The 13,790-nt window shown below is 74.0% G+C and carries 12 protein-coding genes; 9 read left to right on the top strand and 3 right to left on the bottom strand.

Features of this window, described 5'->3' with window-relative positions; genetic code table 11:
- Positions 1-264: 264 nt before the first annotated feature.
- On the top strand, positions 265-1,686 hold the full coding sequence (rho, locus tag PT931_RS26980) for a transcription termination factor Rho (protein WP_456248510.1): 1,422 nt from the start codon (positions 265-267) through the stop codon (positions 1,684-1,686).
- A gap of 78 nt (positions 1,687-1,764) precedes the next feature.
- On the opposite strand, the gene PT931_RS26985 is transcribed toward rho, so the two are convergent.
- Positions 1,765-3,027, bottom strand: coding sequence for an MFS transporter (locus tag PT931_RS26985; RefSeq protein WP_456248511.1), 1,263 nt, complete (start codon positions 3,025-3,027; stop codon positions 1,765-1,767).
- Between the two features lie 128 nt (positions 3,028-3,155).
- Between PT931_RS26985 and PT931_RS26990 the strand changes: the two genes are divergently transcribed.
- Positions 3,156-4,298 (top strand): hypothetical protein, encoded by a 1,143-nt coding sequence (locus PT931_RS26990; protein ID WP_456248512.1) that lies wholly within the window; start codon positions 3,156-3,158, stop codon positions 4,296-4,298.
- Positions 4,299-4,338: 40 nt separating this feature from the next.
- On the opposite strand, the gene PT931_RS26995 is transcribed toward PT931_RS26990, so the two are convergent.
- Together PT931_RS26995 and PT931_RS27000 are read right to left on the bottom strand one after the other, a co-directional pair.
- Positions 4,339-4,902 carry a hypothetical protein gene (locus PT931_RS26995; protein ID WP_456248513.1) on the bottom strand — a complete coding sequence of 188 codons (564 nt, stop codon included), beginning with the start codon at positions 4,900-4,902 and terminating at the stop codon, positions 4,339-4,341.
- A 247-nt stretch (positions 4,903-5,149) separates the two neighbouring features.
- Entirely contained in the window at positions 5,150-7,372 is a 2,223-nt protein-coding gene (locus PT931_RS27000) for an Hsp70 family protein (protein ID WP_456248514.1), read from the bottom strand.
- A gap of 497 nt (positions 7,373-7,869) precedes the next feature.
- On the opposite strand from PT931_RS27000, the gene PT931_RS27005 reads away from it, so the two are divergent.
- From PT931_RS27005 to PT931_RS27035, 7 genes are all read left to right on the top strand, one after another.
- A complete protein-coding gene (locus PT931_RS27005) occupies positions 7,870-8,772 on the top strand; it encodes a sensor domain-containing protein (RefSeq protein WP_456248515.1) in 903 nt (300 codons plus the stop codon).
- A gap of 2 nt (positions 8,773-8,774) precedes the next feature.
- The gene (locus PT931_RS27010) at positions 8,775-10,685 is read left to right on the top strand and encodes a polymorphic toxin-type HINT domain-containing protein (RefSeq protein WP_456248516.1); all 1,911 of its coding nucleotides are present in this window, start codon (positions 8,775-8,777) and stop codon (positions 10,683-10,685) included.
- Positions 10,682-11,227, top strand: a complete 546-nt coding sequence (locus PT931_RS27015) for a hypothetical protein (RefSeq protein ID WP_456248517.1) — start codon at positions 10,682-10,684, stop codon at positions 11,225-11,227. Before PT931_RS27010 ends, PT931_RS27015 begins: the two co-directional genes overlap by 4 nt.
- Before the next feature lie 115 nt (positions 11,228-11,342).
- Positions 11,343-11,903, top strand: a complete 561-nt coding sequence (locus PT931_RS27020; RefSeq protein ID WP_456248518.1) for a hypothetical protein — start codon at positions 11,343-11,345, stop codon at positions 11,901-11,903.
- A gap of 83 nt (positions 11,904-11,986) precedes the next feature.
- Positions 11,987-12,265, top strand: a complete 279-nt coding sequence (locus tag PT931_RS27025; RefSeq protein ID WP_456248519.1) for a hypothetical protein — start codon at positions 11,987-11,989, stop codon at positions 12,263-12,265.
- Between the two features lie 47 nt (positions 12,266-12,312).
- On the top strand, positions 12,313-13,113 hold the full coding sequence (locus PT931_RS27030; protein ID WP_456248520.1) for an alpha/beta fold hydrolase: 801 nt from the start codon (positions 12,313-12,315) through the stop codon (positions 13,111-13,113).
- Positions 13,114-13,353: 240 nt separating this feature from the next.
- Positions 13,354-13,770 carry a YciI family protein gene (locus tag PT931_RS27035; RefSeq protein WP_456248521.1) on the top strand — a complete coding sequence of 139 codons (417 nt, stop codon included), beginning with the start codon at positions 13,354-13,356 and terminating at the stop codon, positions 13,768-13,770.
- Positions 13,771-13,790 lie beyond the last annotated feature (20 nt).

The raw sequence follows: 13,790 nt of genomic DNA on the forward strand, positions 1-13,790 counted from the left end.
GCTGCCGCTGACCTGGGCGGACACCGGTCTGCGACCCGCCGGCGTTGCCATCGGGGCGGGAGCAGGCTACCGTTGGGGTGAGCCATTCTGGTGCGGGCGAGAACCACCGCCCCCAGATCGCTCGAATCCCACACCGAGTTCCGCCTTCCCGCGCACCTTCGGTAGTGGACTCCACCAGCGCCTGTCCGCGCTGTCGTTTCGAACCCGCCGCGCTCGCCGTGTCCCGGCTCAGACCCGCGTGTTCCCTCCCCATCAGGAGTACCTGTGATCGACCTCGACCTGCGCCAGTCCTCTGAGACCGGTGCCCAGACCCCTGTCCACCCTGACCCCGCCGTCCCCCGCCGCACGGCACGCAACTCTCCGAGACGACCGGCAGGCGACGCCGGCACCGGGACCGCCTCCGAGGCCGGGACCGCCGTCGGAGCCGGGACCGCGTCCGAGGCCGGGACCGCCGTCGGCACCGGGACCGCCGCCGAGACCGCGACAGCCGTCGGTGCCCGGACCGCCGTCGGAACCGGAACCGCCGTCGGAACCGAGGTCTCCGTCTCCGGGATCCTCGACATCCGCGACGGTCACGGCGTCCTCCGGGTCTCCGGCTACCGCCCGAGCTCCGGGGACGTCGCCGTCCCACCGGCGCGGATCCGCCAGTACGGGCTGCGGCGCGGCGACGCGGTCACCGGAGCGGCGCGCGCCGCCGGACCCGGCCGGCGCGACAGGTCCGACCAGCTCCTCCGGGTGGACACCGTCAACGGGTGCGCCACGGGAGCGGTCGGCGACCGGCCGGAGTTCCACCAGCAGACTCCCCTGTTCCCGCAGGACCGGCTCCGCCTGGAGACCGAGCCGCACATCCTCACCACCCGCCTCATCGACCTGCTGACCCCGATCGGCAAGGGCCAGCGCGCCCTGATCGTCTCCCCGCCCAAGGCGGGCAAGACGATGGTCCTGCAGGCCATCGCCCACGCGATCACGACCAACCATCCGGACTGCCACCTGATGGCGCTCCTCGTCGACGAGCGCCCCGAGGAGGTCACCGACATGACGCGGTCCCTGCACGGCGAGGTGGTCGCGTCCACGTTCGACCGGCCGCCCGCCGAGCACATCGCCGTCGCCGAGCTCGCGATCGAACGGGCCAAGCGGCTCGCCGAAGGGGGTCGCGACGTCGTCGTGCTCGTCGACTCGATCACCCGGCTCGCCCGGGCCTACAACCTCGCCGCGCCCGCCGGTGGCCGGATCATGACCGGCGGCATCGAGGTCAGCGCCCTGCTCGGCCCCAAACGCATCCTGGGCGCCGCCCGCAAACTCGAGGACGGCGGTTCGTTGACCATCATCGCCACCGCGCTCGTCGAGACCGGATCGGTCGCCGACACCATCGTGTTCGAGGAGTTCAAGAGCACCGGCAACGCCGAACTCCGCCTGCTGCGCGCCATGGCCGACCGGCGCGTGTTCCCGGCGGTCGACACCACCTCTTCGGGTACCCGCAGAGAGGAACTCCTCCTCGGGGCCGACGAACTCCGTCTGGTGCACCAGCTGCGCAGGGCGCTGGGGAGCGGCGACCAGCAGCACGGCGGCGAGCAGCTCCTCGACGGGCTCCGCAGGACGGGCAGCAACGCGGAGTTCCTCCTCCGGATCGCCCAGTCGACACCCGCGGCCCACCCGCTCCAGCGGACGCAGAACGCGGCGAGCTGACCGGCCCGGGTCGACGTCGACCTGCGGGTGTGCTCCCGGCAGGCTCGTCTTTCCCGGTGCGGACGGGGCGCTGGCGCGTCAGCGACGCGGCGACACCGGCACGCTCTCCGGTGGGGCGTCGGCGAAGCTGGCCCCGCGCAGCGGCGAGCAGTACGCGTACCCTCCGGTCACGGCCAGACCCACGATCCCCGCCCACAGCGCGAACCGGTGGCTGGTGTGGTCGGCGAGCAGCCCGCCGAGCGGGGCGCCGACCACGATCGCCGCCCGGTTGACGGACCGGATCGTGCCACCCATCCGGGCCTGGAGCGCGTCGGGCGTGATGGACTGCCGCCAGCCCATCTCGACCGGTCCGGACACTCCGAGGAGCAGCCAGAAGCCGAACAGGCCGAGGGCGACCATCGGCAGCGCCGCCGGACCGGGCCGGGCGGACACGACCAGCAGCCACGGCACGGCCTTGGCCATGGAACACAGCACCATGGTGCGGCCGGCGCCCAGCCGGGCGGACAACCGGCCGGACAGCGTGTTGCCCAGTACCGCGCCGACGCCGCCGGCCGCGTAGACCAGGCCCAGGCCGAACGCGCCCAGCCCGAGCTGGCTGCTCTCGACCACGTAGAAGGTGAGCACGGTGGCCAGCGCGCTGTGCACCAGGAACCACAGGTGCCCGTTGATCGCGTGCGCGCGCAGGAGCCGGTGTCCGTACACATAGGTCAGGCCCTCGCGCAGTTCGTGCCGCAGGTCGCGCCGCCCGGCCGGCTGGGGCGCCGGCTCGGGGGTGCGGATCGTGGCCAGCAGCAGGCTCGAGGCGAGATAGCTGACCGCGTCGACCACGATCGCGATCGGGGCCGTGATTACCCTGATCAGCACGCCGCCGAGCGCCGGGCCGGCGGTCTGCGCGAGGTTCATGGTCAGCTGGAGCCGGGCGTTCGCCGGGGTGAGCAGCTCCCGGGGTACGAGTCTCGGCAGGTACGCCTGCTCGGCCGTGTCGAACAGCACGGACAGCAGCCCGAAGCAGAACAGCAGCCCGGCCAGGGTGGGCAGGCGCAGCGCGCCGGCCAGGTAGAGCAGCGGGATCGCGGCCAGCACCAGGCCCCGGCCCAGGTCGGCCCAGACCAGGACGGGTCTGCGCCGGTGCCGGTCGATCAGGACGCCCGCGACCAGGCCGAACAGCAGGTAGGGCAGCCACTGGGCCGAGCTGACCAGCCCGTACTGGGTGGTGGTCGCCTCCAGCCCCTCCACCACGAGGATCTGGAGCGCGATCGTGGTGATGTGCGTACCGAACACCGAGACCGCGCTGGCGGCCCAGAACCGTCGGTACCCGTCGATGTGCACCAGCCTGGTCATGATCAGAACTATGGCAGGCCGACCGGCCCCGGCACCGCCCCGCTGCTGGCGGGTGTCGGTTGGTGGACCGAAGTGTGGGCGTCGACCGGCCGGTCCGCCATGCTCGGGGACAGTCGTGAGGAGGTCCGATGACGGAGCTCACCCCGGAACAGACCCATCGACGCCGGCGCGCGGTCCTGCTGGTCGCGCTGTGCCTGCCCATCGGGGCCGCCGTGGCCCTCGCCCTCCAGGGGCTCGGGTCGCCCTGGGCCGAGCTGGGCCGGGGCGGGCTGGTGTCGGTGGCCGCGCTGGCCGTCGGCGCGCTGCTCGGCTTCCTGTTCGGCATCCCGCGCACCCTCCAGCACGAGCGCCCGCCCGGCGGGCACGGCGGCGCCGCCTACGGCGTGAACACCAACCTCGAACAGATCTCGGACTGGCTGACGAAGATCCTCGTCGGCGTCGGGCTCGTGCAGTTCGCGGTGATCGGGCGCCAGTTCGGTCGGCTGGTCTCCGCCGTCGGGGAGGCGCTCGGCGGGGGCGCGGCGGGGCGGCTCGTCGCCGGTACCCTCATGGTGGCCTTTCTGCTCTCCGGTTTTCTCGTCGGTTACGTCGCGACCCGGACCACCCTGACCCACATCTTCGCCCAGTGGGACGTCAAGGACATCCGGCAGCTCGTCGAGCGCCAGATCGGCGAACGGCTCCAGCGCGACGGCGACGCCATGCGGCTCGTGATCCAGCAGCTCGACGACGACGAGCCGGAGATCGACGAGACGGCGCTGCGCAAGGCGCTGGGGGCCGCCTCCCCGGCGGGCCGGGCCAACGTGCTGCTGCTCGCCGACGACCTGCGCCGGCACTCCTGGCGGGATCCGGCGTTCCGGGGCCGGGTCAGCCGCACCGTCCCCATCTTCCGGGCACTCACGGAGCTGGGACCCGGCAACCACCGGTACTGGGGCGCGCTCGGCTTCGCCTACAAGGACGCTGAGCAGCCGAACGACGCGGGCGCCCTGGTCGCCCTGACCCGGGCGATCGAGTGCCGGGGCGACGCGCGGACCACGGGCAAGGAGTTCTACGAGTTCGCCCGGGCGCTGGTCCGGATGCGTCAGCTCGGCGGTGGCGGGCCGGACGACCGGACCCTGGCGCTCATCGCCCACGACGTCGGGGTCGCCTGGCGCAACGACGAGATCCGCCGGCACATCCAGACGGCCCTCGACAAGGCGCCCGGGGGCGACTCGACGGACCGGGAGAACCGGCTGCTGCGGCCGTACCTGCCGGCGGCGGAGGGCACGGACTGAGGCGCGGGGCCCTTCCGGGCCCCGCGTGCGCTGCTCGGACCTAGAAGTGCGGCAGGACGAAGTCGTAGCCCTGTGCGCTGTGCGCCGAGCCCGCGGCGCACCGGCCGTTGGTCGGGTACCCCCAGTAGAACATCACAAAGCACTTGGTGCAGAACCGCCACTTCGCCTGCGCCGTCGGCGTCTCCGGCACGTCGTGCGGGAGGACGAAGTTGTAGCCCTGCGCGCTGTGCGCCCCGCCGGACGGACACCGGCCGTCGGTCGGGTAGCCCCAGTAGAACATCGCGAAGCACTTCGTACAGAACCGCCACCTGCCCTGCGCCGTCGGCGTCTCGGGCACGTCGTACGGGAGGTTGAAGTTGAAGCCCTGCGCGGCGTGCGCCCCGCCGGCCGGGCAGACCCCGTCGGTCGGGTAGCCCCAGTAGAACATCGTGTAGCACTTGGTGCAGAACCGCCAGTTGCTCTGCTGGGCCATCAGGCCCTCCGCGCTGGCGGTGCCGCCGAGCGCCGCGGCACCGGCGAGGCCGGCGGTCACGGCGGCGGCCCCGAGCAGGAAGGAACGCCTGCTCGGCTGGTGGTGGTGTGCGTGGGGGGTGCAGGCGTCCATGTGGGGCTCTCCTCGGGCGGTGTCCGGTCCCTCTGACACGACCATCGAAACACGCCTATGACACCTGGGTAACGGGCTAGTTATCCGCGCTGCCGGGCACCGTTCCGGGTGCGCCCGCGCGCCATCGTCTGCCCTCGTGGCCACCCTCACGGGCCGGGCCGGGCCGGGCACGCTCGCCGGCCGGATTGGACACGTGGCCCGGCCGGCCGGGTCGGGCCAGCCGGGCCGCCAGTCGTTTCCAGCGCCCCTAGCTGTTCCCTGTGCGGCCTAGCTGTTCCGGTGTGGCCCAGCTGTTTCCGGTGCGGCGCAGGGTGCGCAGCGAGGGCCAGCCCAGATACCAGACCGCGGCCGCCAGCAGCACCGCTCCCGTGGCCACGTCCAGCGGCCGGAAGACCGTCAGCAGGTAGCCGAGATTCCCTTCGGTGGCGATCTCGCCGATCTTGTAGAGGCTGAGGACGCCCAGCGCGAGGAGCCCGCACACCCAGTAGACCCGGGTCCGGGGCGGGCCGGCGAGCAGCCCGGCGCCCACCACCGCGAACACGGCGGCGAGGACCGCGTTCAGCAGGCCCGCCTCGTCGAACAGCTCGGTCTGCCAGTAGACGTCGATCCGGTGGTAGAGGAACAGGGCCAGGACCAGACCGAGCACCCGACGGGTACTGGGATGCGCGGGCCACGGCGAGCGGTCGTCCCGGGGCCGGAGCAGAAACCGGAGGCCCAGGGCGAGGCCGGCCAGCGGGCCGAGTCCGGTGAGCGCCGTGTTGCGCGCGATCCACCCGTCGGACAGCAGGTACAGGCACAGCAGCCCGCAGAGTACGGAGACCACCACCAGGACCAGGCCCGTCGTCCGGCCCGCCGGCGCGGCGTCGGCGTCCCGCGGGCCGGACCGGGCCCGGCCAGATGCCCAGACCACGGCGCTGGTGAGCCCGAGGGAAGCCAGCAGGTACGGGAGGAAGGTGATGTCCTCGCTGCCGAGTTCGCCGACCGTCTGCGTGATCAGGTAGGCCACGGCGGCCAGGGCCAGGGCGGTGCCGGCGGTGAGCGCGAACGCCCCCGCCGGCCCGGGAGCGTTCGGCGCGGCGGTCGCCGGCCCGACGGGGTCCGGCACGGGGCTCGCCACGGCGGCCGGGCCCGGAGCGGGTGCCGGCGCCAGGTTCGACACGGGACTCGACACGGGTGCCGGGACCTGGCTCGGCGCCGGCACCTGGCTCAGCGCCGGCACCAGGCCCGACGCCGGTCCCGGCACCGCCGTCGGCACCGGCTGCGGCGCGGGCTCCGCCGCCGCCCGGAGCAGGGACTCCGCCCCGGCCGGGAGCGACGGTTCCGCCGGGACCGGAGACCACGGCTCGGGACTCCGGGACTGCGACGACCACGTCCCGGGCCCCGCGGACTCCGGCGCGCGGACCGCCGTGGCCCGCAGGCTGCCCTCGGAGACGACCAGCTCGGGCTGTTCGATGGCCGTGGGCGCCACGCCCAGCGTCTGGTGCAACAGGGTCGCCACGGCCGGGATCCGGCTGGAGCCGCCGACGAGGAACACCCCGGCCAACTCGTCGGGGCGGATCCCCGCCGTCCGGACCACGGCCAGGGTCATGGCCACCGTGCGTGCCAGGATCGGGGCGATCAGGCGTTCGAGCTCCTCGCGGCCCAGCGGCGCGTCCTCGTCGACCAGGGGCACCGGGATCAGGGTCATCGCCGAGCGCGACAGCACTTCCTTCGCGGTGCGCGCGTCCTCCCACAGCACCCGGCGGCTGCGCCGGTCGGCGGTGGTGCGGGGCGCGTCCAGGCGGTGCCACGCCTCGGGGTGCGTGCCCGCGTACCGCGCGGCGAGGTGCGCGACGACGGAGGCGTCCAGGTCCAGTCCCCCGGTGTCCGGCAGGCCGTCGGAGGCCAGGACGTCGAAGCCCGCACCGGTCCGGCGCACGACGCTCGCGTCGAAGGTTCCGGCGCCGAAGTCGTAGACGACGACACAGCCGCCCTCGGGGACCTTCGCGCCCGGCAGGGCCGTGAAGTAGGTCGCGGCGGCCACGGGTTCGGCGACGAGCTGCCGGTTGCTGAATCCGGCCCGGCGCGCGGCCTCGGTGAGGATGCCCCGGCGCCGCTGGCCCCACGCGGCGGGGTGGGTGAGGGTCACGTCCAGCACCGGGTCGTGCGCGACCGCCCGCGCCTCGGCGGCGACCCGGCGCAGCACCGCGGCGACCAGTTCGACGACCGGTAACTCGGTGTCGCCGAGCAGCACCGTACCCTCGTCGATCCGTCTCTTGGGGTTGGGTTCGAAGCGTTCCGGTTGGGCGCGGGCGCTGTGCACGGCCTCCCGGCCGATCAGCAGCCCGCGGTCGGGCGCGGAGAACACCGCCGAACTGAGCAGCGGCGTCCCGTCGAACAGCAGGGGGCGCGTCCGTCCGTCGGGCCATTCCAGCACGGCTACCGTCGAGGAGGTGCCGAAGTCCACACCCAGGCGAAAGCGTCCAGTCACGGGATGTGATCCTAGGTCCGCACCTCCGGGAACCGCACTGGCGTAACGGGCAGTAGTTCCCGACGGAAATCCGACAGTGCGGAACCCGGCCGGCGCGAGCCGGAAATCCGGTACATCGGCGGGGCGGCGGGCGGCTGGATCGCGAGTGGACGGTCGCGACCCCGGACGGCGTGCAACGGGTGCGCGGCCTGGCGGCCTCCCCGACGGTCGACAACGCGTTCACCAGGGTCGCCGGCGCCCCGATGCCCTGAGTCGAGAGTGACCCGGTGGCCGTCGCGCACCCGCCTTCGGACACCCCTCGGCGACGGCGCACCCGTACCCGGAAAGTTCTGGGTATGGGTCTGTCTCTTGTGGGTAGGGCCGAGGCGCGCACGTCCGTTCGGTGACGTGCGGCGGAGCAGTTCGGGCGGGTCCGGTCCGCGACAGCCGTCCCGCTCATCCTTGCCCATCTGCACTAGTCTGTCCTATTAGAACCCCGGACAGAGAAGGTGCCGCACGTGGTGGACGACGCGACAGCCAGAGACCAGGGCGACGGGCCCGCCGACCAGTCCCGGGCCGACCCCGGGGGCACCCCCGAAGTCCAGGGCCAGGATCCTCCGATGTGGTCGGCCCGGCACGCCGGGCAGGAGCCGCCCGCACCGCAGGGACCACCCGCCGCTGAGGAGCGGCCCGCCGCTCAGGGTCCACCGGCCGCCGAGGAGCCGCCGGTCGCCCCGGAACCGCCCGCCGAACCCGGCCCCGCCGCCCCGCGCCGCTGGCCGCTCGCCGTCCTGACCTCGGTCGGCACGGCCCTGGTGCTGCTGGTCGGCTTCGGGTTCTGGGTCTCCTCGCAGTCGCTGCCCGTGCCGGGCACCACCCAGGCCAGCGTGCTCACCCCCAACGAGGCCAGCGCCCTGGCCGGCGTCCGGCTGACGGCCGGGGCGTCCGGGTCCGAGCCGCCGCCCCCGCTGGCCGCCGACCCGTCGGACTGCGCGGTGGCCGTCGGGCCGGGCACCCGCTCGGTCTACGCGCGCGGCTGGAAGACGTACCTGGCCAGCACCTACCAGGACGCCAGGAACGTCGAGGACCACCTGGTGACCCAGGTCCTCGGCGTGTACGACGACGCCGACGAGGCGGGCCGGGTGTTCCGGACCCTGACCGAGGGCCTCAGGAGCTGCCCCCAGGCGACCCGCACGGACCAGGACCAGAGCACCTCGAACTGGGTGTACACCGTGGAGAAGTCCGACACCGACACCCTGAGCTGGACGGCCGCCCAGGACCCGGGCGACGGCTGGGTCTGCTACCGGCAGGCGCGCCGCAAGGGCAAGGCCGTCCTGCAGGTGGCCGTGTGCCAGGCCGGCGACGGCAGGCGGGCCGCCGCCCAGCTCGCCGACGCGTTCGCCGCGAAGGTGGAGGGCTGACCATGACGACCCCCCTGAGCCTGGCGCGGCGCGCGCTGTGCCTGCTGGTCGCCGTGACGCTGGCGTTGTCCCTGGGCGTGGGCCCGGCGACCGCCGACCCCGGCCTGCCCTCGATCTCGGAGGGCTCGACCACCGATCCGGCGCCGCTCGACCCGGGCCGGGACTATCCGGAGGACCTGGGCGAGGCGCTGGAGGCGTTCAACGAGCAGCTCGCCGCCATCGCCGAGCAGGTCCAGGCGCTGGCCGCCGCCAAGCAGGGCCTGAGCCAGCGCAGCAGCGCCTACGACGCCAAGAGCAGCGCGCACGGCACCCGGTCCTCGGCCCTCGGCCCGAAGATCACCGCGCACAACAACAAGGTCAGCGCGTACAACACGCGGGTCGACGCGCACAACGCCCGGCCGCACGTGTTCGAGCTGCCCCGCGAGTCCGCCGCCGCCGCGGCCTACGACGCGGAGAAGGCCCAGCTCGACGGGGAGAAGGCCCAGCTCCAGGCCGAGGAGGGCCAGCTCCAGGCGGAGAAGTCCCAGCTCGACGCCGAGGCCGGCCAGCTGTCCACCGAGCGGTCCCAGCTCGCCGCCGACGTGAACAAGCACAACGCGACGGCGTCCGCGCTCGGCCAGAAGGTCCGGCAGCTGGCCCTGGACCGGCAGAAGCTCGTCCGGCGGGTGGCGGCTCTCCCGCCGCCGAAGGTCTCCCGGCCGCAGGGCGGCGACCCGGCCCGACCGCCCGGCCGGGCCGAGCAGGGCACCCGGCCCGCCGGCAACGGGGGCGACAGCGTGTCCCGGCGGCCCGAACAGGCCGCGCTCGACGCGTACGCCAAGAGCAACCGGGTCACGGTCGACCGGCGGCCGGTGTCGGCGCGGCTGTCGCCCGACGCGGTGTCGCGGCTGTCCGCCGAGGAGGCCGCCCGGCTCCGGACCACCGCCAGCTACGACGGCCTGGTGCGCAAGCCCAACGGGAACTACCGGGCCGTGCGGGTGCAGAACCCGGGCTCCGAGTCCGTGCACAAGCCGTTCGACGACGCGATCCGGCGCGGCGGGCGGGCCACGACCACCGTGGACGGCAGGAAGGTCACCATCGACGAGGTGGCCACGGTCCCGGGCCGGGGCACCAGCCGTCCGAGCTGCCGGACCAACAGCTTCACCCCGGGCGCGGCGGTGCTGATGGCCGACGGCTCCCGGGTACCCATCGAGAACGTCCGGATCGGTGACCTGGTCGCCGCCGCCGACCCGGTGACCGGCGAGTCCGGCCCCCGGCGGGTGACCGACCTGATCGTCGGCTCCGGGACGAAACAGCTCGTCGACGTGACCGTGGCCGGCGGCGGCACCGTCACCGCCACCGAGGGGCACCCGTTCTGGTCGGTGGACCGGTCCCGCTGGGTCGACGCCGGGGAACTGCGGGTCGGCGAGCACCTGCGCGGCCCCGACGGCGCGGCCGTCGCGGTCACCGGCGTGCGCCCGTACAGCGGGACGCTCACGGTGCACAACCTCACCGTCGCCGGCCTGCGCACCTTCTACGTCCTGGCCGGCCCGGCGGCGGTGCTGACCCACAACTGCGACCCGGACCTGGCCGCCCGCACCGCGATGGCGAACACGGGCCTGCGCCCGGGCCGGGGCGGCAAGGCCGAGACCACCGAGGCCGGGCTGGCGTACGGCAAGCACCAGCTCCATCCCAACGAACCCAACAACCCGAAGCGCTTCCTGCCCCGGGTCGGGGACCGCACCCGGGACCTGGACCTCGCCGGGCAGAAGCTCCTCGACGAGATCGCCCTGCACCCCAAGGGTGTGGCGGAGCGGATCACGGGCGGCGCCCAGAACGGCGGGACTAGGATCGTGATACCCGACGGAACGGGTGCCGTCTTCGACGCGCAGGGCAACTTCAAGTACTTCGGAAAGTTCGACTACACACCATGAGCGACCATCAGCCGGTACTGCGACCCGACGCCGCGCACGTCCGACAGCTCCTCCTGGGCGCGCGCCTGGAGGGGGTCTGGTACCAGCAGACGCCCGGCAGCGGCCTCGGCGCGCCCCCGCCCGACGGCGTCACGCACGAGGTGGACCTCGACGTGGTGCTGCGGCTGTCCACGGGCGCGGTGCGGCTCACCTGGCAGCGCGACGACCTGGTGGAGGGGCTGGCGGTCGACCCGGTCGCCGGGCCCGGCGCCGACGCCCACTGGTTCGACGCCGGCGCCACCCGGTGGGCGGCGGCGGTCGGGGACACGGTCAGCGAGGTCGGCCTCGGCTGGCAGGTCAGCGGGGCCGGTTGCCCGGAGAGCCTGTGGGCGGTGCGGCTCGGCTTCGCCGGCGGCGCGGAGGTGCTGGTGGCGATGGGTGAGCTGGACGGCGACGACCGCCCCGCCTACTTCCCGGAATCGCTGCTGGTGTTCTTCGACCGGGAGGAGGCGCGCGGCTACCTGCCGGCCGTCGCCACCTCCGGGGCTTTTCCCGGGGAGTGAGCCCCGGCGCGCGGACCGTCCCGCTCCACGGTCCCGCACTCGTCGCCCGCGATCTCGACAGGGCCGCCGGCGGCGGCGCCCGGGGCCGCCGCCCGGCATTGATAGCGTGATCGCCGTGACGGAGTTGGAAGAGCTGGTCCTGGCCCCCGGCGAGCGCGCCCTCGGCGTCGGGATCGACCGTGTGACGTTCACGATGGACTGGACCGGCGAGGACGACCCCGGCCAGCTGGCGGCGTTCGTGGCTGATCGGGTCCGGGCATTCGACGTGGAGCCGACGGACATCGACACCGACGTCGTCTACCGCGCGGCCGGGGCCGACCCGACCCTGCGGCGCGGCGATGTGCCGACCCGCCTGCTCGACCACCTGGCCGGGGTGCTGGCGCCGCTCGGCTGCACGCTCGCCGTGCACGACACCGGCACCGACGCCTACGAGGTGCTGGTCGCGCTGACCGGTGGGCGCGCGTTGACCGGGCTGACCCACCAGGGCTTCCCGGTGCGGGCCTGGCACTCCGAACCCGAGGAGACCCTGATCAGCCTGGACTGCCCGCACTGCGGGGAGCTGCTGGTCTGGCAGCTGCCGGCGGGCCAGACCCTCGCCGACGAGCGCTGCGACTGCGGGACCGCGTTGTTCGACGCGACCGGCCGGCCCCTGCCCGGCGTCACCCCGCACGCCTGACGGATCCGGGCAGGTCGGAGCGGTTCGGGGCCGGCGCGGGTGGGTACCCGTCAGACCTACGGTTCTGAAGGGTGTGGGTGGTCATGACCGAGGTGCACGTGTCGCTCGACGGCAGCCAGCTCAACAAGGTGGAACGCAAGCTCCAGGGGCCGCTGGAGGAACAGTTGACGTCCGCGATGGAGCAGGCGGCCATCCGGGTGGCGGCCGGCTACGACGGGCAGGACGAGGACGAGGTCGCCCGGTGGATCCTCCGCGAGACCCGGTCCGGCCTGCACCCCGACATCGCCAAGGGCTTCCAGCCCGACGAGGCCAAACTCCGGCTCGTCGCCCGGGCGGTCATCCGGGGCGAACGCTTCGAGTAGGACGCGACGGGTCCGCGGTGCCGTCGTCGGTGCTGTTGAATGGCCCGATGGACGCTGACCGGTCGGTGGAGATCGACGGACGAGTGCTGCGCTACTGCCTGTACGGCCCCGCCGACGGGTTTCCGGTCATCGCGCACAACGGCACGCCGAGCACCCGCTGGCGGCGGCCGGACCAGATCGAGGCGATGCACCAGAGTGGCGTCCGCGTGCTGATGCCCGACCGCCCCGGCTACGGTGGCTCGACCCGCCGCCCGGGGCGCACCGTCGCCGACGTGGTCGGGGACGTCCGGGTGCTCGCCGAAGCCCAGGGCTGGGACCGGTTCGCCGTGTTCGGCGGCTCGGGTGGCGGGCCGCACGCCCTGGCCTGCGCCGCGCTGCTGCCCGGACGGGTGGTCCGCTGCGCCGTGCTCTCCGGGATCAGGCCGCCCGAGGACGAGGAGCCGCCGGAGGAGCGGACCCTCCGGCCCCGGCTCGAACAGATCTCCCGCGACATCATGGCCCGGGTCGCCGCCGGCGGTCCGGAGATGCCCGGCATGCCGCCCGGGTCGCCGGCCCGCGACGACCCGGAGGCCATGGCCCGGTTGCGGGCCACCTTCGTCGACGGCTACGACGGCTGGGTCGACGACCAGATCGCCCTCGCCCTGCCGTGGGGCTTCGCCATGCCGGACGCCGCGGTTCCGGTCGGCGTCTGGTACGGGACGCACGACGAGAACGTGTCCGGCGAGCACGCGCGGTGGTTGCTCGCGAACATCCCCGGGGTGCGGGGGCGGCGGTACGCCGGTGGGCATCTGCCGGGTGCCGCGACCTTCCGGGAGATCTACGGGTGGCTGCGCGGCACGGGCGACTGATCCCCTCCCGTCGACCTGGCCGGACTGTGATCCTCGCATCCGGCCGCGAGGATAGGCTCTCTGATCGGCGGGGTGTCCGGGCCGGCCCTCACCGGGGCCGGCGGCGGGCGGAACGCGGACCGGACGGGTCGGGCGCGCCGCGGCGCGAGATTTCTCCGGAGGCGTGTCGATCCGCGGGCCGCCCGTTCGACCTGGGTGCGTGAGGGCCGAGAGGCGGCCCCGCCGGACGAGGAGAACGTCATGTCGCAGTACATGCTGATCATGCGGGGCACCGATGAGTCGAACGCGGCGCTGATGGCCGGGTTCGAGGAGTTGGCGGCCTCGACCCGCCAGTACATCGACGATCTGGTCCAGGCCGGGGTGTTCGTCGCGGCCGAAGGACTGGACGACGCGGGCCACAGCGTCGTGGTCGACTTCAGCGGCGAGACCCCGGTGGTCACGGACGGGCCGTACGGCGAAACCAAGGAGCTGTTCGGGGGCTACTTCCTGCTCGAGGTCGCCTCGAAGCAGGAGGCGGTCGAGTGGGCCACGCGGGTCCCGGCGGTCCCCGGCTCCAAGATCGAGGTCCGGCGGGTGGCCGGCGAGGACGAGATGCCGCAGGGCGTCGAACGGGCCGTCGAGGAACGGGCCCGGCGTGGGAGTGACGGCCGGAGCTGACGGCCACGGGCGACGTCGGG

This window comes from Longispora urticae, from assembly GCF_053902585.1.

Bases quoted from the DNA above. Each gene is read 5' to 3' on its own strand.
- PT931_RS26985 (WP_456248511.1), bottom strand. From the start codon at position 3,027: ATGACCAGGCTGGTGCACATCGACGGGTACCGACGGTTCTGGGCCGCC.
- PT931_RS26990 (WP_456248512.1), top strand. From the start codon at position 3,156: ATGACGGAGCTCACCCCGGAACAGACCCATCGACGCCGGCGCGCGGTC.
- PT931_RS26995 (WP_456248513.1), bottom strand. From the start codon at position 4,902: ATGGACGCCTGCACCCCCCACGCACACCACCACCAGCCGAGCAGGCGT.
- PT931_RS27010 (WP_456248516.1), top strand. From the start codon at position 8,775: ATGACGACCCCCCTGAGCCTGGCGCGGCGCGCGCTGTGCCTGCTGGTC.
- PT931_RS27015 (WP_456248517.1), top strand. From the start codon at position 10,682: ATGAGCGACCATCAGCCGGTACTGCGACCCGACGCCGCGCACGTCCGA.
- PT931_RS27025 (WP_456248519.1), top strand. From the start codon at position 11,987: ATGACCGAGGTGCACGTGTCGCTCGACGGCAGCCAGCTCAACAAGGTG.
- PT931_RS27030 (WP_456248520.1), top strand. From the start codon at position 12,313: ATGGACGCTGACCGGTCGGTGGAGATCGACGGACGAGTGCTGCGCTAC.
- PT931_RS27035 (WP_456248521.1), top strand. From the start codon at position 13,354: ATGTCGCAGTACATGCTGATCATGCGGGGCACCGATGAGTCGAACGCG.